A 24,754-nucleotide genomic window follows, 5' to 3' on the forward strand; every position below is an offset into this window, starting at 1 on the left:
CGGGGCCGGTTTTGATTCAAGGCTTTGATATGCAAATCGAGATTCCACAAGACAAGCGGGTAGCCGGGGTTGACGAGGTGGGTCGTGGTCCCCTGGTGGGGGATGTGGTCACCGCCGCCGTGATCCTGGATCCCGCCAATCCCATCCAGGGGCTGGCCGATTCCAAGAAACTCTCCGAGAAAAAACGCCTCGCGCTGTTTGACGAGATCAAGACGAAGGCCCTGGCCTGGGCCATCGGCCGCGCCAGTCCGGCGGAGATCGACGAGCTCAACATCTTGCACGCGACCATGCTGGCGATGCAGCGTGCGGTGGCCGGACTTTCCGTCGCCCCCGAGCTGGTGTTTATCGATGGCAACCGCTGCCCGGCTCTGCCCATGGAGGCCCGCGCCGTGGTCAAGGGGGATAGCCTGGTGGCCGCCATCAGCGCCGCCTCCATCCTCGCCAAGGTGACCCGTGACGCCGAGATGATAGCGCTCGACAACCGTCATCCCGAGTACGGTTTTGCCCGCCACAAGGGCTATCCGACCGCGGAGCACCTCGCCATCCTGGCCGAGCGCGGGCCCCTGCCCGAGTATCGCAAAAGCTTCAAACCGGTGCGCCGGGCGCTGGGGATCGAATAAATGGCCGAACCTCGCTTCATCCACCTGCGGGTCCACTCCGATTTTTCCATGGTCGATGGCCTGCAAAAAATCGGCCCCATCGTCGGCGCGGCCGCGGCCAACAATATGCCGGCCCTGGCCCTGACCGATCAGATGAACATGTGCGGCCTGGTGCGTTTCTATGGCTCGGCCCACGGCAAGGGGATCAAGCCCATCGTCGGTGCCGACTTCTGGGTGCAGAGCCAGGAACTTGGTGACGAGCAGTTCCGCCTCACCCTGCTGGCCATGGACAACGACGGCTACCAGAACATCACCTTGCTCATCTCCCGCGGCTACCAGCGCGGTCATGTGCAGGGCCGCCCCGTCATCGACAAGGAGTGGCTCGCCGATCACGCCAAGGGAGTGATAGTGATCTCCGGTGGTCGAGAGGGGGATGTGGGCAAGTTCCTGCTCAAGGGCAACCGCCAGATGATGGAGCAGAGCCTGGCCTTCTATCAGGCCCACTTCCCCGATACCTATTACCTCGAGCTGCAGCGTACCGGCCGGCCCGATGAAGAGGCCTATCTGCACATGGCGGTGGCCGTCGCCACCGAGTTCGACTTGCCTGTGGTCGCCACCAACGAGGTGGTGTTCCTCAACGCCGATGACTTCGATGCCCACGAGATCCGGGTCGCCATCCACGATGGCTATACCCTGATGGACAAGCGTCGCCCGCGCCGTTACAGCCCGCAGCAGTACCTGCGCAGCCAGGAAGAGATGCTGGATCTGTTCGCCGACATCCCGGAGGCGCTGGAGAACTCGGTGGAGATCGCCAAGCGCTGCAACGTGACGGTGCGCCTCGGCGAGTACTTTCTGCCAAACTTCCCGACCGGTGACATGAGCACCGAAGATTTCCTGGTGATGAAATCCAGGGAGGGTCTGGAAGACAGGCTCGCCTTCCTATTCCCGGATCCAGAGGTGCGCGCCGCCAAGCGCGGCGAGTACGACGAGCGCCTCGAGATCGAGCTCAAGGTCATCAACCAGATGGGCTTCCCGGGTTACTTCCTCATCGTGATGGAGTTTATCCAGTGGTCCAAGGACAACGGCATCCCCGTTGGCCCGGGCCGGGGCTCGGGCGCCGGCTCCCTGGTGGCCTATGCCCTCAAGATCACCGATCTGGATCCGCTGGAATTTGACCTGCTGTTCGAACGCTTCCTGAACCCGGAGCGGGTCTCCATGCCCGACTTCGACGTCGACTTTTGCATGGACCGACGGGACGAGGTGATCGAGCACGTCTCCGAGATGTACGGCCGGGAGGCTGTGTCCCAGATCATCACCTTCGGCAGCATGGCGGCCAAGGCGGTGGTGCGGGACGTGGGCCGGGTGCTGGGTCACGCCTATGGCTTCGTGGATCGCATCTCGAAACTTATTCCGCCAGATCCTGGCATGACGCTCGCCAAGGCGTTCGAGGCCGAGCCCAAGCTGCCTGAGCTGTACGAGCAGGACGAGGAGGTGAAAGACCTCATCGACATGGCGCGCCGGCTGGAAGGTGTTGTGCGCAACGCCGGCAAGCACGCCGGTGGCGTGGTCATAGCCCCCACCAAGATCACCGACTTCGCGCCGCTCTATTGCGACGACTCCGGCCATCACCCTGTCACCCAGTTCGACAAGAACGACGTGGAATACGCGGGCCTGGTGAAGTTCGACTTCCTGGGGCTGCGTACCCTCACCATCATCGATTGGGCGCTCGGCATGATAAACCCGCGGCTCGCCAAAGAGGGCAAGCCGCCGGTCGACATCGCCGCCATCCCCATCGATGACAAGAAGTCGTTCGCCCTGCTGCAACGCTTCGAGACGACGGCGGTGTTCCAGCTCGAATCCCGCGGCATGAAGGATCTCATCAAGCGGCTGCAGCCCGACTGCTTCGAAGACATGATAGCCCTGGTGGCCCTGTTCCGACCGGGGCCGCTGCAGTCCGGCATGGTGGACAACTTCATCGAGCGTAAGCACGGTAAGGAAGCCATCTCCTACCCGGACGAGAAGTGGCAGCACGAGAGCCTCAAACCCATACTCGAGCCCACCTACGGCATCATCCTCTATCAAGAGCAGGTGATGCAGATAGCCCAGGTGCTGGCGGGCTACACCCTCGGCGGCGCGGACATGCTGCGCCGGGCCATGGGTAAGAAGAACCCGGCCGAGATGGCCAAGCAGCGTTCCGGCTTCGAGGAAGGGGCGGTCAAGAACGGCGTCGACGGCGAGTTGGCGATGAAGATCTTCGATCTGGTGGAGAAGTTTGCGGGCTACGGCTTCAACAAGTCTCACTCCGCCGCCTATGCGCTGGTCTCCTACCAGACGCTCTGGCTCAAGACCCACTTCCCGGCGGAATTCATGGCGGCGGTCATGACTGCCGACATGGATAACACCGACAAGATAGTGACCCTAGTGGACGAGTGTCAGCGCATGGGCCTCACCGTGATACCGCCAGACGTGAACACAGGCCGCTACCGCTTCTCGGTGAACGAGGACGGTCATATCGTCTACGGTATCGGCGCGGTGAAGGGGGTAGGGGAAGGCCCCATCGACGCCATCCTCAGCGCCCGGGATCAGGACGGTCCCTTCCGGGACCTGTTCGATTTCTGCAACCGGGTCGACATCAAGAAGCTCAACAAGCGGGTGATGGAGAAGCTCATCTACTCCGGCGCCATGGACCGCCTCGGCCCGCACCGCGCGGCCCTGATGGCGACCCTGGAGGAGGCGATGCGCGCCGCCGAGCAGCACGCCAAGGCCCAGGCGGTGGGCCAGGTAGACATGTTCGGGGTGCTCACCGAGGAGATTGACGACGTCAAGAAGGCGTTCGCCAACGTGCCCCACTGGCCTGACAAGGTGTGGCTGGAAGGGGAGCGGGAGACGCTCGGTCTTTACCTCACCGGCCACCCCATCAACCAGTACAGCAGCGAGCTGCGCCGATACACCTCGGGCCGGCTGTGCGATCTGCACCCCACCTCCCGGGACACGGTCACCACGGCGGCGGGGCTGGTGATCGCGGCTCGCAGCATGGTGACCAAGCGCGGCAACAAGATGGGGATCTTCACCCTGGACGACAGATCCGGCCGTCTGGATGTGACTCTTTTCAGTGAAGCGCTGGAAAAATATGAAGAATTGATGCAAAAAGACCGTATTTTGGTGGTTTCTGGACAGGTCAGCTTTGATGACTTCTCCGGTGGCCTTAAAATGTCGGCCCGCGAATTGCTGGATATTAACGATGCGAGGGAGCGTTTCGCCAGGGCGATCCGCATTTCCCTCGATGAACAACGCATTGATGAGCGCTTTTTCCCGCGTTTGTGCGAGATTTTGGAACCCGCCCGTGCCGGAGTCTGTCCGGTTCAGGTAAACTATCGTCGGCCCGGTTCCCGGGCGCGATTGACGCTCGGTACCGAGTGGCGGGTGACGCCCACCGATCAACTGATAGATGACTTGCGAGTCCTGCTTGGACGAGAGCGGGTTGAATTGGTTTTTGATTAGAGGATCTATTGTCCCTATGAGTCTTTTTCTGGATTTTGAACAGCCGATCGCCGAATTGCAGGCGCAGATCGATGAACTTCGCCATGTGAGCGAGCATAACAATGCCGTGGATCTCAGCGAGGACATTCGCCGGCTGGAGAAGAAAAACGAAGAGCTGACCAAGAAGATCTTCGGCGATCTGGGGGCCTGGCAGGTATCCCAGATGGCGCGTCATCCCCAGCGCCCCTACACCCTCGACTACATCGAGCAGATCTTCACCGACTTCGACGAGCTGGCCGGCGATCGCGCCTATGCCGATGACAAGGCCATCGTCGGCGGCATCGCCCGTCTCGACGGCGAGCCCGTGATGATCATCGGTCACCAGAAGGGTCGTGAGACCAAGGAGAAGATCAAGCGCAACTTCGGCATGCCGCGCCCGGAAGGGTACCGCAAGGCCCTGCGCCTGATGGAGATGGCCGAGCGCTTCAAGATGCCGATCATCACCTTCATCGACACCCCGGGCGCCTACCCTGGTGTGGGTGCCGAGGAGCGCGGCCAGTCCGAAGCGATTGCCCGCAACCTGAAGGTCATGGCCGGTCTGACCGTGCCGGTAGTCTGCACCGTCATCGGTGAAGGCGGCTCCGGCGGCGCACTGGCCATCGGCGTGGGTGACCGCGTCAACATGCTGCAGTACTCCACCTACTCCGTCATCTCGCCGGAAGGGTGCGCCTCCATCCTGTGGAAGAGCGCCGACAAGGCACCGGTCGCCGCCGATGCCATGGGCATCACGGCCCAGCGTCTGAAGGAGCTGAAGCTCATCGACGCCATCGTCGAGGAGCCCCTCGGCGGTGCCCACCGCAACGTGGAGCTGATGGCTCAGCGCCTCAAAGATCGCATCAAGCAGGATCTGGACGCCCTGCGTCCGCTGGACAGCGAGCAGCTGCTGGAGCAGCGTTACCAGCGTCTGCTGGGCTACGGCTACTGCTAAGCCCCGCATCCTGAACCGAGATCTGAAACCCCCGCACGTCGGGGGTTTTTTTATGCTGCAATGTGCTTATATTGTGGTCAATCTGATGCCAATTGTCGCATGCGACAGCGCAAACCCCCTGTGGGATCAAGTCAGCGCCAATTAATCGGCGAAAAAAGTGGGATCTGGCTCCCGTTTTGCTTACAGTGCCCTCCTTCCGATCGGCAAGATTGGAATGCCCGCAAGGATGCTCTCCAGACGTAACCAGGCTGGCCTCGCCAGACTCGCAGGCATATTCACCGCCCCGGCGGCACCGTTTTTAGCCTTCCAGCGTCAGCTGCCCAGTTACGTCACTCTCATCGTGCACAGCCTCCATCTGCAGTGAGTGAATCATGAGCGAATCGGTTTTTGAGATCCATGACTGGACCCTGAGGGTCGACGACAACATGCTGTGTCGCCCGGAGCGCGAGGTCTACCTCGAGCCCAGGCTGGTCAATCTGTTGCGGTTTCTGGCGAGCCACGCCGGTACCGTGTTCTGTCGCGACGTCCTGATCAACGAGGTGTGGGACGGCGCCGAGGTGACCGATCAGGTGGTCACCCAATCCATCTTCGAGTTGCGCAAGATCTTGAAAGACGGCCGCAACGACGCCGCCGACTATATCGTAACCGTACCCAAACGTGGCTACAAGCTGGTGGCGCCGGTGCGCCCGCTGCAGGTGGTTTCCGTGGTGATGGCCGATGAGCAGCCCGCCTCCGAGGCTCGCTCTGCCGCCCCCAGCCAGCCAGTGGTCGCCAGCGACGAGTACCACAGCGCGGCGCCCTTCCCGGCCGGCCCCCTGACCCGCGCCATCTCCACCCATGCAAGGGACGGTAAAAGCCGCCGGCGGATGATAGGGTTCGACTTGTTCGTGGCTGTGGTGCTGGTCACCATCGTCAGCCTGCTCAGCTATCAGCACGCCAGCCCCCAGGTGCACTCCATGCTGGATCCCGGCCTGCTGGTGTTTCGCTTTCACTCAGGTATCGATGGCGACAACGAGAACGTGCGCCTCGCCGACGGCATCACCCGCGCCCTGATGGGGGAGGTGGCGGCCGCCACCCCGCTTCGGGTGCAATACGGCGCCACCGCCCTGATGGGGGGGATCCGGCCCGGCAAGGAGCTGAGCGTGCGGGTCTCCCGCCAGCCCGGGGGCACCTATCTGGATCTGGAGTACCGCAACATCAACACCAACCGGGTGCTGTTCAGCCACCAGTACCAGATCAGCCGCCACAACGTGCATGAGGTGCTGCAAGAGAGCAGCCAGGATCTGCTGCGGGTGCTGGATCAGGCGGATGCCACCCCTGGGGCGGGCTGGCCCACGGACAACGGGGCCTTGATGGCTCTGATGGAAGCCCATTACTACACCAACAAGCAAGACCCTGTGGCCCTCAGGCGTGGTATCGAGCTGCTCGACGCATCGCTTCTGGCCCAGCCGGATCAGCCGCTGCTGCTGGCGGAGCGCTATCTGGCGGGGGAGGCGCTGGCCACCCTGGCCGGCAATCCCCAGAGCGATCACCTGCAGCAGATAGGTGCCCATCTGGCGAGCGTGGTGCAGGGGGATGCTGTCCTGCCGGCGCGGGTGTGGGAGGCGCTGACCCTGCAAGCCATCCTGGGGGGTCAGCAGCAGGAGGCGAACCGCTTGTTGGCGCAAGCCGCCGGCCGTGGCCGCACCGTGCTCTATCACATTCTGAAGGGCAAGCTGGCGGAGCTGGACGGCCGCCCCGAGGTGGCGGGGGATGCCTACAGCCAGGCCTTCCTGATGGAGGCGACCGAGCAGACCTATCTGCTCTGCCAGCGACTCGGTTTCTACAGCAACATGGAGACGCTGGCGCCGGCCCTGTTCAACACCCTGGGTCAGAGCAAGGTGAAGCTGTTCTGACCGTGAGCTAACTCCTTATCGACCAGGGCCGCCTGCGGGCGGCCCTGGGTCTGGTGCCATCTGCGCACTTCCGTGCTCTGCCCCCGCCTTGCTGCACCTTCTCTACCCATCTATTCCATCTATCCCGTCTAGCTTATCCACTTCCTCACTATCTCCAACACCTTCGCTAGCCACGACATCCCTCCCTGCGCTGCGCTCACTGTGATACTTGGCTCGCCCTTATGGCTCGCTCGCAGTCGAGATCGCGACAAGCCGTGCCGACCCTGCCTCTTCCATTACCCCGAACAAGCGAACCCTCTGCTTTTGTTGATATGACAGATGGCTTGCGCTGCCTTCGCCCTGTTTATCGCTATTTATATTCTGCCAAGCCGTGGTTTGTGCACGGATTGTGTCGATTGACGCAGCCAACTCTGGGCCAGGAGAGGGGGTCGGCGGGGGGTGAATAACCGTTTTCTGCCCAGACCTTGGCCTGGCTCGGGTTGTTGTGGGGTTGGATGGATCTGTTTGGCCCATCAAGGGGCTCAGGAAAAATATCAAGGTGGCGCGGATCCCGTAAGCGGTGTCATCAAGGGGCGAGTTGGGATATCAGGGTTTTATCAAGGTGGTTAGTGGCTCATCTATCAAGATGCTGTTTTTAAATGAATTTTATGATTATCAGGGACAGGGGCAAAAAACTTCACTCATGGTTTTATCCCTTAGCGGGTCTTTATGTTTTCCGGGGAGGGGAGGCCTAGTCTGTGGCCAATCCGTTGGTGGTGCAGCTGCCTGACGACCGACTTTTATATCGACCCGGAGTATTTATGTCCCTAGATACGAGCAAGAAGATTGGCCTTATCGCCTGTACAGGTGTAGTGGCCGGTAACATGATGGGGAGCGGCATCGCACTGCTGCCTTCCGCCCTGGCCACGATCGGTTCAATTTCCGTGTTCAGCTGGGCCATCTGCCTGGTGGGCGCCATGGGGCTGGCCTTCGTATTCGCCCGCCTCGCCACCAAGAACCCGCAAGAGGGTGGCCCCATCGCCTATGCCGGCGAGATCTCCCCTGTGTTCGGCTTCCAGACCGGCGTGCTTTATTACCACGCGAACTGGATAGGCAACCTGGCCATCGCCATCACAGGCGTCTCCTACCTCTCCGTCTTCTTCCCCATCCTCAACGACCCCATACCGGCGGCCGTGGCCACCATAGCGGCGGTCTGGATCTTCACCTTCGTCAACCTGCTCGGCGGTAGCTGGGTGAGCCGACTCTGTACCCTGGGCCTGGTGCTGATCCTGCTGCCCGTGGTGGGCACAGCCGTGTTCGGTTGGGATCACTTCGACATGAACGTCTATCGCCAGAACTGGAACACCACCAGTGGCACCGACACCCATGCGGTCATCAGCGCCGTGCTGATCTGCCTCTGGTCCTTCGTCGGGGTCGAGTCCGCCGCCGTCTCCTCCGGCATGGTGAAAAACCCCAAGCGCACAGTGCCGCTCGCTACCATGCTGGGCACCGCCATCGCCGGTGTCATCTATATCCTCTCCACCCAGGTGATCAGCGGCATGTTCCCGGCCGGTGAAGTGGCCGCCTCCGGCGCGCCGTTCGCCATGGCCTCGTCCGCCATCTTCGGCAACTGGTCTGCGCCTTTTGTGTCTGCCTTCACCGCCCTGGCCTGCTTCACTTCTCTCGGTTCCTGGATGATGCTGGTGGGCGAGGCGGGCAAGCGAGCCGCTCACGATGGCAACTTCCCGAAGATCTACGGCGAGCTGGACAAGAACGGTGTCGCGAGAAAGGGGCTGATCCTGGCGTCCCTGATGATGACGGCGCTGATGATCTGTCTGACTGCCTTCACCTCCCAGTCCGCCCATGCCGCCGACCTGTTCAACGTGCTGACTACCGACGCTGTGCTGCTGACCATGCTGCCTTACTTCTACTCCAGCATTAACCTCATCCGCTTCGAGGGCATGACCTCCCGCAACCTGGGCGCCATGATCTTCTCCGGTGTCGCCTGCGTCTTCTGCCTGGTGGCGCTGATGGGGGCCAAGGGCTCCAACCTCACGGCCACCTTCGTGGTGTCGCTCATCATCCTGATGTTCTACGCCAAAAAACAGGGTCTGCGTCAGCACGACTCCCTGCTAAACGAGCAGACCAGCCACTAATTCCGTTTCCCTTTTCCGAGCGCTCTCCACTCACCATCCCTGATGGAGAGCGCCCCATCACGTGTGGAGCATCAAGATGAATATCATTGCCATCCTCAACCACCTGGGCGTGTTCTTCAAAGAAGAGCCCATCCGCCAGCTGCAAGCCTCCCTCGAGCGCAAGGGCTTCGAGGTCGTCTACCCGGTCGACGTGGCCGATCTGCTGAAGCTCATCGAGAAGAACCCCCGTGTCTGCGGCGCCATCTTCGACTGGGACAAGTATTCCCTCGGCCTGTGCAAGGAGATCCACGATCGCAACGAGAAGCTGCCGATCTTCGCCTTCGCCAACGACCAGTCCACCCTGGACATTCACCTGACCGACTTGCGCCTGAACGTGCACTTCTTCGAGTACCGCCTCGGCATGGCCGATGACATCTGCCTCAAGATGGCCCAGGCCACCAACGAGTATCAGGATGCCATCCTGCCCCCTTTCACCAAGGCGCTGTTCAAGTACGTGGAAGAGGGCAAATACACCTTCTGTACTCCGGGTCACATGGGCGGTACCGCATTCCAGATGAGCCCGGCCGGCAGCATCTTCTATGACTTCTACGGCCCCAACGCCTTCAAGGCGGACGTCTCCATCTCCATGCCGGAGCTCGGCTCCCTGCTGGATCACTCGGGCCCCCACAAGGAGGCCGAGGAGTATATCGCCCGTACCTTCAACGCGGATCGCTCCTACATCGTCACCAACGGCACCTCCACCGCCAACAAGATCGTCGGCATGTTCTCGGCGCCGGCGGGCAGTACCGTGCTGGTGGATCGCAACTGCCACAAGTCGCTCACCCATCTGATGATGATGAACGACGTGACCCCCATCTACTTCCGTCCGACCCGCAACGCCTACGGCATCCTGGGGGGCATTCCCCAGAGCGAGTTCAGCCGCGAGACCATAGCCGCCAAGGTGGCCGCGACCCCGGGTGCCAAGGCCCCGCGCTACGCCGTGGTGACCAACTCCACCTATGACGGCCTGCTCTACAACACCAACTTCATCAAGCAGACCCTGGACACCCCCTATATCCACTTCGACAGTGCCTGGGTGCCCTACACCAACTTCAGCCCGATCTATGAAGGCAAGTGCGGCATGAGCGGCGACGCCATCCCGGGCAAGGTGGTCTACGAGACCCAGTCCACCCACAAGCTGCTGGCGGCCTTCTCCCAGGCCTCGATGATCCACATCAAGGGGGACGTGGAGGAGGAGACCTTCAACGAAGCCTTCATGATGCACACCTCCACCTCGCCCCAGTACGGCATTGTGGCGTCCACCGAGATCTCCGCCGCCATGATGCGTGGCAATACCGGCAAGCGGTTGATCAAGGACTCCATCGTGCGCGCCATCTCCTTCCGTAAAGAGATCAAGCGCCTGCGGGAGCAGAGCGAGGGTTGGTTCTTCGACGTCTGGCAGCCGGACGACATCGACAACGTCGAGTGCTGGAAGCTGGATCCGAAAGATGACTGGCACGGCTTCAAGGGCATCGACGATGACCACATGTACCTGGATCCCATCAAGGTCACCCTGCTGACCCCGGGCATGGGTCGTGACGGTCAGTTGCTGGAGCGCGGTATCCCTGCCTCCCTGGTCTCCAAGTTCCTGGACGAGCGCGGCATAGTGGTGGAGAAAACCGGCCCCTACAACCTGCTGTTCCTGTTCTCTATCGGCATCGATCAGTCCAAGGCGATGCAGTTGCTGCGCGCCCTGACCGAGTTCAAGCGCGGTTATGACCTGAACCTGACCATCAAGAGCATACTGCCGGAGCTCTACCGCGAGGATCCCAGCTTCTACGAAGGCATGCGCATTCAGGAACTGGCCCAGCGCATTCACGAGCTGACCAGCAAGTACCGTCTGCCGGAGCTGATGTTCAAGGCGTTCGACGTGCTGCCTGAGATGAAGATGACCCCGCACCTGGCCTGGCAGCAAGAGCTGGCCGGCAACGTGGTGGAGGTGCCGCTGCGTGACATGGTGGATCGCATCAGCGCCAACATGATACTGCCGTACCCGCCGGGAGTGCCCCTGGTACTGCCGGGCGAGATGGTGACCCAGGATTCCCTGCCGGTGCTGGAGTTCCTGGAGATGCTGTGCGAGATCGGGGCCCACTACCCGGGCTTCGAGACCGACATCCACGGTCTTTATCGCCAGACCGATGGCAGCTACACCGTCAAGGTGCTGCGTTAATAAAGAGTGATGACAACGGGCCGCAAGGCCCGTTTTTCCCCTCAGGCTTATCTGTTTTTGTGAGTCATCATGAAGCGAATTCTCTCCATTCAATCCCACGTGGTGTTCGGCTGCGCCGGCAACAGTGCCGCCGTGTTTCCCATGCGTCGCTTGGGGATAGAGGTGTGGCCCGTCAATACGGTGCAGTTCTCCAACCACACCCAGTACAGCGAAGGCTGGCAGGGGATGGTGATGCCCAAGGGCCATATCAGCCAGCTGATGGCGGGCCTTGCCAACATAGGGGTACTGGGCCGGTGCGATGCTGTCTTGAGCGGCTATCTCGGTTCGGCCGAGCAGGGGGAGGAGATACTGGCGGCGGTGACCAGACTCAAGGCCCTCAATCCCGATGCCCTCTACTTCTGTGACCCCGTCATGGGGCATCCCGACAAGGGGTGTATCGTCGCCCCCGGGGTCGCCGATTTTCTAAAAAACCGGGCGCTCCCCTGCGCCGACATGTTGGCCCCGAATCTGCTGGAGCTGGAACAGCTGACGGGCAGGGAGATCCACAACCTGGCCGAGGCGCTGGCGGCTTGCCAGCAGTTGCGGGACGGCGGTGTCAAGCTGGTGCTGGTCAAGCATCTGGGGCGGGCCGGATTCAATCTGGACAGTTTCGAGATGCTGCTGGTGTGCGACGAGGGGGCGTATCACATCGCTCGCCCCCTCTATGCTATGCATCGCCAGCCTATCGGGGTGGGGGATCTGCTGAGCGCGACCATGCTGGCCAATCTGGTGGACGGTTGCGATCCCGTGACCGCGTTCGAGCTCACCAACGCCAGCGTGGACGCCGTGCTGGCCCGAACCTGGCTAGATCAGGCCGGCGAATTACAGCTGGTGGCCGCCCAGGACGAGCTGGCCGAGCCCCATGTGCGCACCCGCGCCACTCGGCTCTAGCCAGCCCGTGATGCGGTCGTGATCAGCCGGCGCGGCGGGCCAGCACACCCTGGCGAGCGGAAATCGGCTGGCTGCGGCGCTGACTCAGAGGAGCGCAGGCGAGCTTGAGGCGACGCCATTCTCGCCACAGCAGCCAGCACAGGGGCAGGGTCAGCAGCAGCACTGTGGCGGGCTGGGCCAGCAGCACGCCGTCACGGCCCCACCAGAGCGGCAGCAGGACGATGAGCGGCAGCAGCAGCAGGGTCTTGGCAGTCGAGATGAGCAGGGCCTGCTTGGTGCGGGCCATGGACTGCAGCAGCACGATACCGAACATGATGATCCCCTCCAGCGGAATGGCGCCGAGGTTGAGGGTCAGGCTACGCACCGCCGCCGCCATCAGCTCGGGATCCTGGCTGCCGGTGTAGAGCATGGCCAGGGGTTGTGGCAGCAGCTGGATCAGCAGCCAGACCGCGAGGCCGTAGATGAGCGTGATCTTGAGCCCCATCTCCATCAGGAACTTCAGATCCCGATGACGCCTGGCCCCCGCCGCCTGGCTGACGAGCGGCTGGATGCCGAAGGCCAGCCCCTGCAGGATGACGATGAACACAGCCTCGGTGTAACCGGCCACGGTGAAACCGGCCAGATCCTTGACCGAGCCGTGCACCATCAGCTGGCTGTTGTGCAGCAGCAGCAAGAGCCCGAGGTTGAACTGGGCGATGAGGCTCGGCAGACCGGTGAACAGCAACCTGGGCATGGCCGGCAGGTGGGGCACGAGATGGCGCAGGGAGAGGCGCAGCTTGGCATAGGGGGTGAAGAAGTAACCCAGCCCCAGCAGGCTGACGACGCCCTCCGAGATAAGGGTCGCCTGGGCGGTGCCGGTGAGCCCCAGCCCCCACAGGCCCACCATCAGGTAGTTGAGCACTATGTTGAGGATGGCACCGCTGCTGACCAGGATCATGGCCAGCGCCGGGCGGCCGTCGTTGCGCAGCAGATAGGGCACCGCCAGGTTGCTGGCCAGCAGCAGGGTGCCGCCGCCAATCCAGTAGAGGTAGTCACCGGCCTGTTGCCAGATCTCGGAGCCTTGCTCTATCCCCAGGGCCAGCAGGATGTCGGTGCGCCAATGGTGCAGCAGCAGGGGCGCAAGGATCCCCAGCAGCAGGACCAGCCAGAAGGCATTGACCAGGGCCTGGCGGGCCAGCCTGGTATTCTTTGCCCCTTGCTGGAAGGAGATGGCGGTAGCGGCCCCCATGGCAATCATGGCGGCCAGACCAATCAGCACCATGATGACCGGGTAGACCAGGTTGATACCGGCAAGGCCCGCGGCCCCCACGTAGTGACCGACGAAGATGCCATCCACCAGGTAATAGGCACCCGAGACCAGCATGGCGAGGATGGAGGGGAAGGCATAGCCCCAGAAGCGACGGGTCATGGCCCGTTGACGCAGGGTGAAGTAAGCAGACATATCTGTTCTCTTGAGGAGTTCGATTATCGAGCAGACAGTCTAGATTAAGATGATTTAGTTGATAATCAGCTTTCTACTTAATGAATTGCTGAGTAATTTTCAGTAATTAGCGCGGCTGATGATAGGCCTTGAGCATGTCGATCAGGGCCCTCAGGCCGCTGCCCAGCTGATGCCGGCTGGGATAGAAGAGATTGAAACCTGCAAAGCTGGGGCTCCAGTCATCCAGCACACTCACTAGCCGGCCCTGTGCCAATGCTTCCCTCACCTCGTCCTCCTGACAATAGGCCAGCCCCAGCCCGGCCTCGGCCGCTCCCAGATAGAGGGCCGGGGTGCTGGTGGTCAGCGGCCCGCTCACCTCTATTTCCAGCAACTTGCCGTCGGCGGCGAAGGCCCAGCGATAGTGGTGGTGAGGGGTGAGGCGATAACCGATGCAGTCGTGCTGGCTCAGCTCGCTCGGGTGAGCGGGGGCGCCACGGGCTCCCAGATAGGTTGGCGATCCCACCACCAGATAGCGCTGCTGCGGCCCGAGGGGGACGGCGATCATCTCCTTGGGCAGCAGATCCCCATAGAAGATGGCGGCGTCGTAGCCATCCTCGATGAGGCGCGGCATCAGCTCCAGCTCCACCACTTCCACCTGCATGCGCGGGTAGCGCACCAGATAGTCGATGAGCACGGGCACCAGCAGCTCCTGAATGGCGGCCCGGGGCGCACAGATCTTCAGCCGCCCGACCGGCTCATCGCTGTGGTGGGTCAGCTCGTCGAGCGCCTCTTCCAGCTGGTTCAGGGTCGGCAGCAGTTGCGTCAGCAGGCGCTGACCCGCATCAGTGGGCACCACGGCCCGGGTGCTGCGGTTGAGCAACCTGACCCCCAAACGCCGCTCCAATCCCTTCAAGCTGTGGCTGAGGGCGGAGGCCGAGACCCCGAGTTCGAGGGCGGCCTTGCTGAAACTCCGGTGGCGGGCGACGGCGGCAAATACCGCCAGCTCGGCGAGATCGGTGCGGGTGATGGTCATCTTGGCTCGGCGGCTGGAGAGGGAAAAGCAAGGGTACGCCAAGGTGGCGACGCGCACAATCCGCCGCCAACCAGGCTCATGTTACGGGTTTGTTGATCTCGATAAGTATTGGAATCTATTGAAACAATTTTTAATTGTTAAAAAATACTAACAAATTGGCACTCAAAATGTGAGCTGACGCGACCGAAAGGCGACCACAGTCAAACTTTGGTTGATTAATTCAAAAAAACGCTGTGATTAATAAGGCCATTTAATTAGAGTCAGCCCATCGAACGAGATGCGTGTTTCTGAATTGTTAAATCAGGGCCGTATTCCAACCGAGTTCAGGATCTCACACCCCAATTTGCTGCCAAGGTGTTGCCGCAGGGAGCGGAGCTCTGTTTGGCACGGTGTGAGAGGGAAGACCAAGGATGAACAGCAGGCGTTCCAGGGAAGTGGAACCAGGCCGGGTGGCCAATAAACAACGAGATTCCATTTTCCTTGATGATAGGAACAACATATGTCCGACATGAATATTGCAGTTGATGGTCGTTTAGCCAGTCAGGCTTCCCGTGGCATCAATAAGGCCGATCTGGTCTGGATGCTGGGTCTGTACGGTACCGCTATCGGTGCCGGCGTGCTCTTCTTGCCGATCAACGCCGGTGTAGGTGGCCTCTGGCCGCTGCTGGCCATGGCCATCCTGGCCCTGCCGCTGACCTTCTTCGCACACCGCGGTCTGACCCGCTTCGTGCTGTCTGGCTCCACCCGTGATGGCGACATCACCGAAGTCGTGGAAGAGCACTTCGGCAAGACCGCAGGCAAGTTCATCACCCTGCTCTACTTCTTCGCCATCTACCCGATCCTGCTGATGTACTCGGTAGCCATCACCAACACCGTCGAGAGCCTGATGGTGCACCAGCTGGGCATGACTGCTCCGCCCCGTGCCATCCTCTCCCTGGTACTGATCCTGGGCCTGATGGCGATCGTTCGCCTCGGTGGTCAGGTGATCGTCAAGGCGATGAGCGTGCTGGTATTCCCGTTCGTCATCACCCTGATGGGTCTGGCGCTCTACCTGATCCCCCATTGGAACGGTGCCATCATCACAGAAGCGCCTGCCCTGTCTGACGCCTTCAACGGTGACTTCATCAAGACCCTGTGGCTGGCCATCCCTGTCATGGTGTTCTCCTTCAACCACTCGCCGATCATCTCCTCCTTCGCGGTGGACAACAAGGGTCGCTACGGTGAAGGCGCCGAGAAGAAGTGCAGCAACATCCTGCTGGGCGCTCATGTCATGATGGTCATGACCGTCATGTTCTTCGTGTTCAGCTGCGTACTGAGCCTCTCCCCGGCTGATCTGGCTGCCGCCAAAGAACAGAACATCACTATTCTGTCCTACCTGGCCAACCACTTCGACAACCCTGTCATCGCCACCGTGGCACCGCTCATCGCCATGGTCGCCATCAGCAAGTCCTTCCTGGGTCACTACCTGGGGGCGCAAGAAGGCATGAACGGCCTGATGGCCAAGGCGCTGCGCGAGAAGGGCAAGCAGGTTGATACCAAGCAGCTCAACAAGGTCACCGCAATCTTCATGATCCTGACCACCTGGGCCATTGCCACCATCAACCCGAGCATCCTCGGCATGATCGAAGACCTGGGCGGCCCCATCATCGCCATGCTGCTGTTCCTGATGCCGATGTACGCCATCGCCAAGGTGCCTGCCATGCGCAAATACGCTGGCAACATCAGCAACGGCTTCGTGACCATCATCGGCCTGATCGCCATGTCCGGTATCATCTACAAGCTGATTGCCTGATAACTCCGGCAAGTGCTTGTGAGAAAGCCGCCTCGAAAGAGGCGGCTTTTTTTGTTTTGGACACAGGTGCTTAACAAAGGAGCGGGAGCGGCCTACCATGGTGGGCGGTTTTTCACTTCGGACAAGGGACATGTCGACGTTAAAACAAGAGTTGGGACTCTGGCAGGGGATGGGATTGCTCGCCACCTCCCTGTTGGGCACAGGGATCTTCGTGGTACCGGCCACCGCGGCCTCGCTGGCGGGAGGGGCGTCGCTGTGGGCCTGGGTGCTGCTCATCGTGCTGGTGCTGCCCATCGCCTTCACCTTCGCCCGGCTCGGACGCCGTTACCCCCATGCGGGCGGGGCGCCGCACCTCATCGGCCTCGCCTTTGGCAATGGCGCCGAGCGCTTCTCCGCCTTCCTGTTTCTGGCTGTGCTGCCGGTGGGCTTGCCCGCCGCCCTCACCATAGCCGCCGGTTTCTGGCATGCCTTGTTCAACCTGGGGGAATGGACCCTGTGGGCCATCCAGCTGCTAACCCTGCTCGGGGTCTTCCTGCTCGGCCTGCGCGGGGCGCGCTCCTCCGGCAATCTGCAACTGCTGATCGCCCTGGCCATTCTGGGGCTGACCCTGCTCATCTGGTTCAAGGGGGAGATCAGTTGGCGCGATGCGGCCCAGCCCTTGCCCACGGCAGCCGAGTGGCCCGCCATGGGCACGGCGCTGGCGGTGATGTTCTGGTGCTTCGTGGGGCTGGAAGCCTTCGCCCACATGGGGGAGGAGTTCAAGCGGCCGGAGCGGGATTACCCTATAGCCCTGCTCGGTGGCGTGCTGCTGGCGGGGCTCATCTACTGGATCCACTCCCTGGTGGTGCTCAAATATGGCCTCTACGGGGATGAGGCGAAGAACGCCACCGCCATTCCGGCCCTGCTTTCGCTCTTGTTCGGGCCCACCGCCAAGTGGCTGGTGGCCATTTTGGGCTATCTCTCCTGCTTTGCCAGCATCAACATCTATCTGCAGGGCTTTGCGCGGCTGATCTGGAGCATGGCGCGGGAGGGCAAGCTGCCCGCCTCCTTATCCAGGCTGTCTGCTCGGGGCGCTCCCCTGAATGCCCTGTGCTGGGTGCTCGCCATCTGCCTCGTCTCCATCACGTTGATCCTCTGGCTCAAGCTGCCGCTGGATGCGCTCATCCGCTACGCCAATGGCAACTTCGTGCTGGTCTACCTGCTCTGCATGGCGGCGGGCTGGCGCCTGCTCGGGGGCATGGGCAAGGGGTTGGCGGGGCTGAGCGTGCTGCTCTGCCTGGCGGTGCTGGTGGCGCTCGCCTCCGAGGTGCTCTATGCGGTGCTGCTGAGCCTGGGCTACGGTCTCTTCTCCGTGTGGCGCCGCGCCCGTCGTCGGCGCCTGCACGATGAGGGCTCCCTCTCCGCCATCAAATGATCCCGGCGGATAACCCTATGGCAAAAGCCCCGCAGTGCGGGGCTTTTTGTTGGCTAGAGATTGCCTGGCAGATCGCTGCGCAAGATGGCGTAGTGGTGCAGCGAGATAAACTTGCCGGCCTTGATCTCGCACTCCCGCGCCGTGCCTTCATAGTGAAAGCCGACTCGCTCGAGCAGGCGCGCCGAGCGGGTATTGGGCTCCTCGACCACCGCCAGCAGCCGGTGCAGATCCGTGGTGCGGTAGATCAAGGCCAGAGCCTGGGGCAGGATCTCGCCCATGATCCCCTTGCCCCAGTATTCGGGATAGAGCCAGTACCCTAGCTCGGCGCACTTGTGCTGCGGGTCGGCGTCGTTGTAGCCGACGGCTCCCATGGGCTCATGGGTATTCGGGTCGCGGATCAGGAACCAGGCGCCGCTGCCGCTCCGGGTTATCTCGGCGTACCAGTCCATCTGTTCCTCACAGGCCGCCAGGCTGTCGTAGCTGACGCCGTAGTAGGCGATAACGTCGGGATCCGACAGGCCGCGGTAGATGTGGGCCAGGTCGTTGGCCTGGATGGGGCTGAGAATGAGGTTGGCTGCTGATGGGGGTGACATAGGTGTCTCCTGGCGGCCATCGCTGGCCGCCCTTGGGTCAATGGGATAGATGGAACAGGTGGATCAGCACTCGTTGAGGCCAAGACATGCGGTGAGCTGATGCAACTCGTCGCGCCATGCCTGTTGCAGCCTTGGGGTCTGATGCCTGGGTTTGCGGGCGAGATCGGCTGCCAGCAAAGCTTCCAGCTCGTACCAGCGCGCCAGTTGCCGCTCTTCGTCAGACTCAATGCCGATCTGTGGTGCGCTAGTCGGATCGAGCGAGTCGTGGGCAGGGTCCCACTGCTGACTATCGATCAGCTCGGCATAGGCACGCTCGGCGCTGTGAGCCTCCACAATCCGCCCCTCCTTTATCAGCCAGAAGCGGTTGCAACTGTGCTCGATCAGATCCCGGTCGTGGGAGACCAGCAAGACGCCGCCGGCGAAGCCATTGAGCGCCTCGGCCAGCTCCTCCTTGCCTGCCAAGTCCAGGTGGTTGGTGGGCTCATCGAGCCAGAGCAGATGGTGATTGCCAAGGGAGAGGGCGAGAAACAGCAGCCTGGCCCGCTCGCCGCCACTTAAGGTGGCGACCCCTTGGCCGTGGCGGCTGTAGGGGAAGCCCGCCCGGATCAGGGCCTGGCGCAGGGCCACCGCTGGCAGAGGTGCCAGGGAATAGAGAGCATCGGTGAGGGTGTCCTCGTCGCAGAGCCGCTGCAGAGACTGATCGTAATAGGCGATGCTGGCACCCGGATGCCAATACCAACCCTCGCTGGGTGACTGGGTGCAGAGCTCGCTCCAGCACTGGCGCAGCAGGGAAGACTTGCCCGCACCGTTGGCGCCGAGCAGGGCGACCCTGTCACCGGAGCGCAGCCTGAGTTCCTCGGCCCGCAGCAGGGGTGGCAAACCGGGGGCCGGGCATATGTCGAGCGCTTCCAGTCGCAGTAGGGCATCGGCGGGCAGACTCAGGCCACGCAGCTCGAGGCGCCAGGGGGCGTTGGCCGCGACGACGCTCTGCTCCTCCTGCAGCTTGATGATCCGCTTCTCCATGGACTTGGCCTGGCGCACCAACTTCTCGTTGTCATGCTCCCGGCCCCAGGTGGCGAGGCGCTTGCTGCTGGCGCTCAGACGGTCTATCTCCTTCTGCTCGTCGGCCCGGCGCTGGCGGGTCTGCTCGTCCTCCTCGGCTAGCGCCGTCCTTGCCTGGCTGCAGGGGAGGGCGAAGCGGTGGATCCGGCCGTCTCGCAGGATGAGGGTATCACTTGTTACCCTGTCGAGCAGGCGGGCATCGTGGGAGACCAGCACCAGGGCGCCGCGCCAGCCCAGCAGAAACTGCTCAAGCCAGAGCAGAGATGGGAGATCCAGGTGGTTGCTGGGCTCGTCGAGCAGCAGCAGATTGGGCTGGCGCAACAGGGCGCGGCCGAGTTGCAAGCGGGTGTGCTGGCCGCCGCTCAGCGCCTCAACCGGCAGTTCCGCCTGCTCCTCCAGTTGCAGGTCGGTTAGCATTTTGTCCACCTGCCAGTCGAGGGCGGGGTCCATCCCCATGGCATCGAGCAGCACGGCACGGGTGCTGAGGCTCTGCAGTCGTATGGGCAGATGCTGCGCCACGAACTCGCAGCGGCAGAGGCTGGCTTGCTGCACCCGCCCCTCATGAGGCTGGCACTGACCGGCGAGCAGGGACAGCAGGGAGCTCTTGCCACAGCCATTGGCACCGATCAGGCCAATGCGATCGCCGCTCTGGATGCTGAGATTGAGGTTGTCAAGTAACGGAAGGTGTCCCGCAGTCATCTGCAGGGAGTGGGTACTCATCAGGGTTGTCATGCTCTTGCTCTCTTAACTATCGGGATCAGAAATCCCTGTCATCAGGAGCGCTGGCGACAACGGCAGAGTCGAGAAAGGTCTCGGTATAGGAAGGAGTCGGCTTTGCTCGAACCCGCTATCGCAGCGCGATGGTATGCAGGCAAGAGCACTCGAATGTGCCGAACAGGCGAGCCGAGAACATCGGACACGCTTGGATAACCATTTTTTACCTCCTTGTGTTTCGTTATGGCTGGGTGAGGGGATTATAAGCGCAGAAAAAATAACCGTCTATCGGGAGAATAGAGGCGCCGTAGCAGCACCATGGGGAGCGGCGTGTACAGGGCTGCGCCACAACAAAAACGCCCCGCGGTGCGGGGCGCCTGAAACAAAGTGGGATCAGGTGTCAGTCGCGGGGGGTCTTGAGGGCCTGGATCACATCATCGGTGGGGGCCAGTTCAGTGACATGATTGAAGCTGTCGAGCCCCTGTTGCGGGTTGATGGTGAAGGCATCGGCGCTGATATAGCCGCCGGTCCCGGCGTTCTCGACTATGACGATGAGCTCGGGCTGCTTGTCTCCGTTGAGATCCTGCAACTTCAGGGCCTTGATGCTGCCGTCCCGTCCCATCACCTTGCCATCGATGAACTGATCGAGGGGAAACTGGGGGTTGGCACCTGAGTAGAGGCGCACGTCGTAGCTGCCGATGGAGGCGGGTTCGCCGCGCCCCTCGGCGACCGTGATCACCTGGCCCGAGGGCAGCGTCAGCTGCTGGAAGAAGCCCTCCGCCGCCTGGGAGGTCAGGGGCAGGCCGAGCAGACCGAGAGTAATAAATAAGGCTTTCATGGATGTGACCCTTGTTGCTGCTTGCGTTGCTGTGTCAGTGGCAGGGGACCAGCCCCTGCCGTGTCGTTGCCCTGATTACCAGATCTTGACCCGTTTGGCAGGGTCCAGATAGAGCTTGTCACCGGGCTGGATGTTGAATGCCTCGTAGAAGGCGGGGATGTTCGGCACCACACCGTTGACCCGATACTCGGGCGGGGAGTGGGGATCCGAGGCGAGCAGCATCTGCATCAGCTCGGGTCTGTACATACCCTTCCACACCTGGGCCCAGCCCAGGAAGAAGCGCTGCTCGCCGGTGAAGCCGTCAAGCACGGGGGCCTCCTTGCCATCCAGGGACAGCAAATAAGCCTTGTGGGCTATGGTGAGGCCGCCGAGATCGCCTATGTTCTCCCCCAGGGTGAACTGGCCGTTGACGTACTGGCCCTTGATGGGCTCGAAGCGGTTGTACTGGGCCACCAGCCGGCTGGTGCGGAAGCGGAACTCCTTGAGGTCGGTCGGCGTCCACCAGTCGCGCATCACGCCGTCACCGTCGGATTTCGCCCCCTGATCATCGAAGCCGTGGCCCATCTCGTGGCCGATGACCCCGCCGATGGCGCCATAGTTCACCGCATCGTCCGCCTGCATGTCGAAGAAGGGGGGCTGCAGTATGGCGGCCGGGAACACTATCTCGTTGTTGCTCGGGTTGTAGTAGGCGTTCACCGTCTGGGGTGACATGTGCCACTCGTTTCTGTCTACCGGCTTGCCGAGGCGGGCCAGGTTGTCGGCATATTCGAAGGCGCGGGCCCGTTGCAGGTTGCCTACGAGATCGTCGGGACGGATGCTGATGGCGCTGTAATCCTTCCACTTATCCGGGTAGCCAATCTTGGGTCTGAACTTGGCGAGCTTCTCCTTGGCCTGGGCCTTGGTGGCCGGTGACATCCAGTCCAGCTCCTCTATGCTCTGGCCGTAGGCGGTGCGCAGGTTTTCCACCAGCTGCTCCATGCGTTCCTTGGCCGCGGGCGGGAAGTAGTGCTTCACATAGAGCTGTCCGACCGCCTCGCCCAGGTGATCGTCCAGCACCCCGAGGGCCCGCTCCCAGGGGGCGCGCTGCTTGGGCGTACCGCTCAAGGTGGTGCCGAAGAAGGCGAAGTTCTGGGCATCGGTCTGGCTGTCGAGGTAGGGGGCATAATCGGTGATGAGGTGCCATTTGAGGTATGCCTGCCAGTCCGCCAGCGGGGTCTGGCGCATCAGGCCGTCGAGGGCCGCGAGATAGCTCGGCTGGCCAATGACCAGACTCTGCTGGCCGGCGAGACCTGCCTCACCGAGGTAAGCATCCCAGGGGATGCTGGGGGCGAGGCGCTTGAGCTCGCTTACCGGCCCCTTGTTGTAGTTCTTCTCTCTGTCCCGCAGGGCCACGTTGTCCCACTGGATCTTGGCTAGCCGGGTCTCGAGGGCTAGCACCCGCTTGGCCTTGGCGGCGGCATCCGGCTCGCCGAAGCGGCTCAGCATGCCGGCGATATGCTGCTCGTACTTCTTGAGCAGCGCCTGGCTCGCGGCATCCGTCTTGAGGTAGTAGTCCCGGTCCGGCAGGCTGAGGCCGGATTGGTAGAGATAGACAGCGTAGCTATCCGGCGCCTTGGCATCGGCGTCTATCCAGAAGCCGAAGGGGGCGTTGCCGCCACTGCGGCCGCTCTGGGCGAAGGCGCGGGCCAGGCTGTGCTGGTCACTTATCCTGTCGATGTCGGCGAGCAGGGGCAGCAGGGGGGCCGTGCCCTTGGCGTTGCGAGCCGCCTGATCGAGATAGCTGTGATAAAGATCGCGGATCTGCTGGGTCTCCGAGCCCGCAGGAGCCTTGGCATCCAGCCCTTCCACCAGCACTCGCACATCGGCGAGGGACTTGTCCCGCAGCATGTAGAAGGCGCCATCGGCGGGTCTGTCGTCCGGGATCTTGGCGGTGCCGAGCCAGTGACCGTTCACATAGCGGAAGAAGTCGTCACCGGGTTTGACCGAGGTATCCATGTTGGCCAGCGCGAGGCCGGAGTGCTTGTTGCTGGTATCCGGCGCCTGACTGCAGCCTGCCAGCAGGGCCAGCCCGATGAGGCCGGCGAGTATGCTTTTCTTATTGTTCATTGTTTGATTCCAATTCGGGTTATTCAGCTTCCCAGCCCAGATCGGGAAGAATCTCACTCTAGCAGTCGGGTTAGCGCTTGATAAGCCTGACTCTGCTAAGATCGGCCCGACCATTTTGGGGAAGCCAATGATTTCTCGTATGTATTCTCGCTTTTGTCAGACCCTGCCGGCGCCCGAAGGTTCCAGCGGTCTGTTGGTGGCCTTCAGTGGCGGGCTCGACTCCACCGTCTTGCTGGTGCTGGCGGCGCAGTTTGCCCACGAGCACGGGCTCGGGCTGCGGGCCCTGCACGTGCACCACGGCCTGAGTCCCCACGCGAACGACTGGGTGCGCCACTGCGAAGGGGTGTGCCAACGGCTGGCGGTGCCCCTCATCGTTGAGCGGGTGCAACTGGCGTTGGGCAATGGCGAGAGCCTTGAAGCGCAGGCGCGAGAGGCGCGCTATGAGCGCCTCGCCGCGCATCTGGGGGAGGGAGAGTGGCTGCTCACCGCCCACCATCAGGACGATCAGCTGGAAACCCTGCTACTGGCCCTCAAGCGCGGCGCCGGGCTGCGAGGCCTGGCGGGCATGGTGCCGAACCAGCCGTTTGCCGCCGGTCGCCTGTTGCGGCCACTGCTCGAGACCGGGCGCAGGGAGCTGGCCGAGCTGGCCGACACCCTGCCCTATGGTTGGGTGGAGGATGAGAGCAATCAGGATACCGAATACGATCGCAACTTCCTGCGCCAGCAGTTGATCCCGCAGCTCAAGGCGCGCTGGCCCGCCATGGCCCAGACGGCGGCGCGCAGCATGGCCATCTGCGCCGAGCAGGAGGCGCTGATCACCGAGCTGGCCGAGGCAGACTGGCTGCAGGCGAGGGAAGGGGAGGCGCTGCGCATAGCGCCCCTGCTGGCCTTGTCGGCCATCCGGCGCAACAACCTGCTGAGGCACTGGATCCGCCGTCAGGGCGGGGATATGCCCTCGCGCGAGCTGCTCGGCCTGCTTTGGCAAGAGGTGGCACTGGCGCGAGAGGATGCCAATCCGCAGTTGCGGCTAAATACGCTGGAGTGCCGCCGCTTCCAGGGGCAACTCCATCTGGTGCGGCCCAATCTGGCACCGTGCCACGAGGTGCTGCCCATCCGGATCGGGGAGACGGTTGCGCTGCCGGACGGATTGGGACACGTCAGCGTGCAGGGGAATGTGGCGGGTGAGGGGTTGCGGGCGCCGCGCTCAGACGAGCCTTTGTCGGTCCGTTTTCAGGTGGCGGCGGGCTGCATGCTCAAACCGGTGGGGCGCGGGGGCAGCCGGCGCCTGAAGAAGTTGTTGCAAGAGCATGGGGTGCCCTCCTGGCAGCGTGGCCGCCTTCCCATCCTCTACTACGGCGAACAGGTGGCGGCGGTGGCCGCTCTCTTCGTCTGCGACGGTTTTCTGGCGCAGGAAGGCGGCATTCATTGGCACTGGCAGCAGGCCGCCGCTGCCGAGTAATACCGGATAGCTAAGGCAGGCCACCCTGGTCTGCTGGTGAGGCGGGACACCAACCGGCACTCGCCTTGCGTCGGGAGGCGAGTGGCC

General features: G+C 62.3%; 16 protein-coding genes. 10 read left to right on the plus strand and 6 right to left on the minus strand.

Annotated elements, in window-relative coordinates; all coding sequences use genetic code 11:
* Positions 1 to 29: 29 nt before the first annotated feature.
* The 7 genes from rnhB (at position 30) to pdxY (ending at position 12,236) form a co-directional block, all read left to right on the plus strand.
* Positions 30 to 620, plus strand: coding sequence for a ribonuclease HII (gene rnhB, locus CUC44_RS00350; protein ID WP_100858024.1), 591 nt, complete (start codon positions 30 to 32; stop codon positions 618 to 620).
* Positions 621 to 4,100, plus strand: coding sequence for a DNA polymerase III subunit alpha (gene dnaE, locus CUC44_RS00355; RefSeq protein ID WP_100858025.1), 3,480 nt, complete (start codon positions 621 to 623; stop codon positions 4,098 to 4,100).
* Positions 4,101 to 4,116: 16 nt separating this feature from the next.
* A complete protein-coding gene (gene accA, locus CUC44_RS00360) occupies positions 4,117 to 5,067 on the plus strand; it encodes an acetyl-CoA carboxylase carboxyl transferase subunit alpha (RefSeq protein ID WP_100858026.1) in 951 nt (316 codons plus the stop codon).
* A 371-nt stretch (positions 5,068 to 5,438) separates the two neighbouring features.
* Positions 5,439 to 6,962: a lysine decarboxylation/transport transcriptional activator CadC gene (cadC, locus tag CUC44_RS00365; RefSeq protein ID WP_100858027.1), complete on the plus strand. Its 1,524-nt coding sequence runs from the start codon at positions 5,439 to 5,441 to the stop codon at positions 6,960 to 6,962.
* Positions 6,963 to 7,762: 800 nt separating this feature from the next.
* A complete protein-coding gene (cadB, locus tag CUC44_RS00370; RefSeq protein WP_100858028.1) occupies positions 7,763 to 9,097 on the plus strand; it encodes a cadaverine/lysine antiporter in 1,335 nt (444 codons plus the stop codon).
* 76 nt (positions 9,098 to 9,173) lie between these two features.
* On the plus strand, positions 9,174 to 11,306 hold the full coding sequence (locus CUC44_RS00375) for a lysine decarboxylase CadA (protein WP_100858110.1): 2,133 nt from the start codon (positions 9,174 to 9,176) through the stop codon (positions 11,304 to 11,306).
* 69 nt (positions 11,307 to 11,375) lie between these two features.
* Complete coding sequence (pdxY, locus tag CUC44_RS00380; RefSeq protein WP_100858029.1) at positions 11,376 to 12,236, plus strand: pyridoxal kinase PdxY; 861 nt, start codon at positions 11,376 to 11,378, stop codon at positions 12,234 to 12,236.
* Positions 12,237 to 12,258: 22 nt separating this feature from the next.
* Here pdxY and CUC44_RS00385 read toward each other — a convergent pair whose 3' ends face one another.
* Positions 12,259 to 13,677 (minus strand): MATE family efflux transporter, encoded by a 1,419-nt coding sequence (locus CUC44_RS00385; protein WP_100858030.1) that lies wholly within the window; start codon positions 13,675 to 13,677, stop codon positions 12,259 to 12,261.
* Between the two features lie 106 nt (positions 13,678 to 13,783).
* Positions 13,784 to 14,689 (minus strand): LysR family transcriptional regulator, encoded by a 906-nt coding sequence (locus CUC44_RS00390; protein WP_100858111.1) that lies wholly within the window; start codon positions 14,687 to 14,689, stop codon positions 13,784 to 13,786.
* 499 nt (positions 14,690 to 15,188) lie between these two features.
* Between CUC44_RS00390 and CUC44_RS00395 the strand changes: the two genes are divergently transcribed.
* Both CUC44_RS00395 and yjeH read left to right on the plus strand, forming a co-directional pair.
* Positions 15,189 to 16,481 carry an HAAAP family serine/threonine permease gene (locus CUC44_RS00395; RefSeq protein WP_167388728.1) on the plus strand — a complete coding sequence of 431 codons (1,293 nt, stop codon included), beginning with the start codon at positions 15,189 to 15,191 and terminating at the stop codon, positions 16,479 to 16,481.
* A 130-nt stretch (positions 16,482 to 16,611) separates the two neighbouring features.
* Complete coding sequence (yjeH, locus tag CUC44_RS00400; protein ID WP_100858031.1) at positions 16,612 to 17,895, plus strand: L-methionine/branched-chain amino acid transporter; 1,284 nt, start codon at positions 16,612 to 16,614, stop codon at positions 17,893 to 17,895.
* A gap of 53 nt (positions 17,896 to 17,948) precedes the next feature.
* Here yjeH and CUC44_RS00405 read toward each other — a convergent pair whose 3' ends face one another.
* The 4 genes from CUC44_RS00405 to CUC44_RS00420 form a co-directional block, all read right to left on the minus strand.
* Positions 17,949 to 18,488 (minus strand): GNAT family N-acetyltransferase, encoded by a 540-nt coding sequence (locus CUC44_RS00405; protein ID WP_100858032.1) that lies wholly within the window; start codon positions 18,486 to 18,488, stop codon positions 17,949 to 17,951.
* Positions 18,489 to 18,551: 63 nt separating this feature from the next.
* Complete coding sequence (locus tag CUC44_RS00410; RefSeq protein WP_100858033.1) at positions 18,552 to 20,282, minus strand: ABC-F family ATP-binding cassette domain-containing protein; 1,731 nt, start codon at positions 20,280 to 20,282, stop codon at positions 18,552 to 18,554.
* A 382-nt stretch (positions 20,283 to 20,664) separates the two neighbouring features.
* A complete protein-coding gene (locus CUC44_RS00415; protein ID WP_100858034.1) occupies positions 20,665 to 21,102 on the minus strand; it encodes a PliI family lysozyme inhibitor of I-type lysozyme in 438 nt (145 codons plus the stop codon).
* A 75-nt stretch (positions 21,103 to 21,177) separates the two neighbouring features.
* Complete coding sequence (locus CUC44_RS00420; protein ID WP_100858035.1) at positions 21,178 to 23,208, minus strand: M13 family metallopeptidase; 2,031 nt, start codon at positions 23,206 to 23,208, stop codon at positions 21,178 to 21,180.
* A 127-nt stretch (positions 23,209 to 23,335) separates the two neighbouring features.
* Between CUC44_RS00420 and tilS the strand changes: the two genes are divergently transcribed.
* Positions 23,336 to 24,667, plus strand: coding sequence for a tRNA lysidine(34) synthetase TilS (tilS, locus tag CUC44_RS00425; protein WP_100858036.1), 1,332 nt, complete (start codon positions 23,336 to 23,338; stop codon positions 24,665 to 24,667).
* Positions 24,668 to 24,754: the final 87 nt, after the last annotated feature.

It is taken from the genome of Aeromonas lusitana (assembly GCF_002812985.1).
In the GTDB taxonomy this organism is placed as follows: domain Bacteria; phylum Pseudomonadota; class Gammaproteobacteria; order Enterobacterales; family Aeromonadaceae; genus Aeromonas; species Aeromonas lusitana.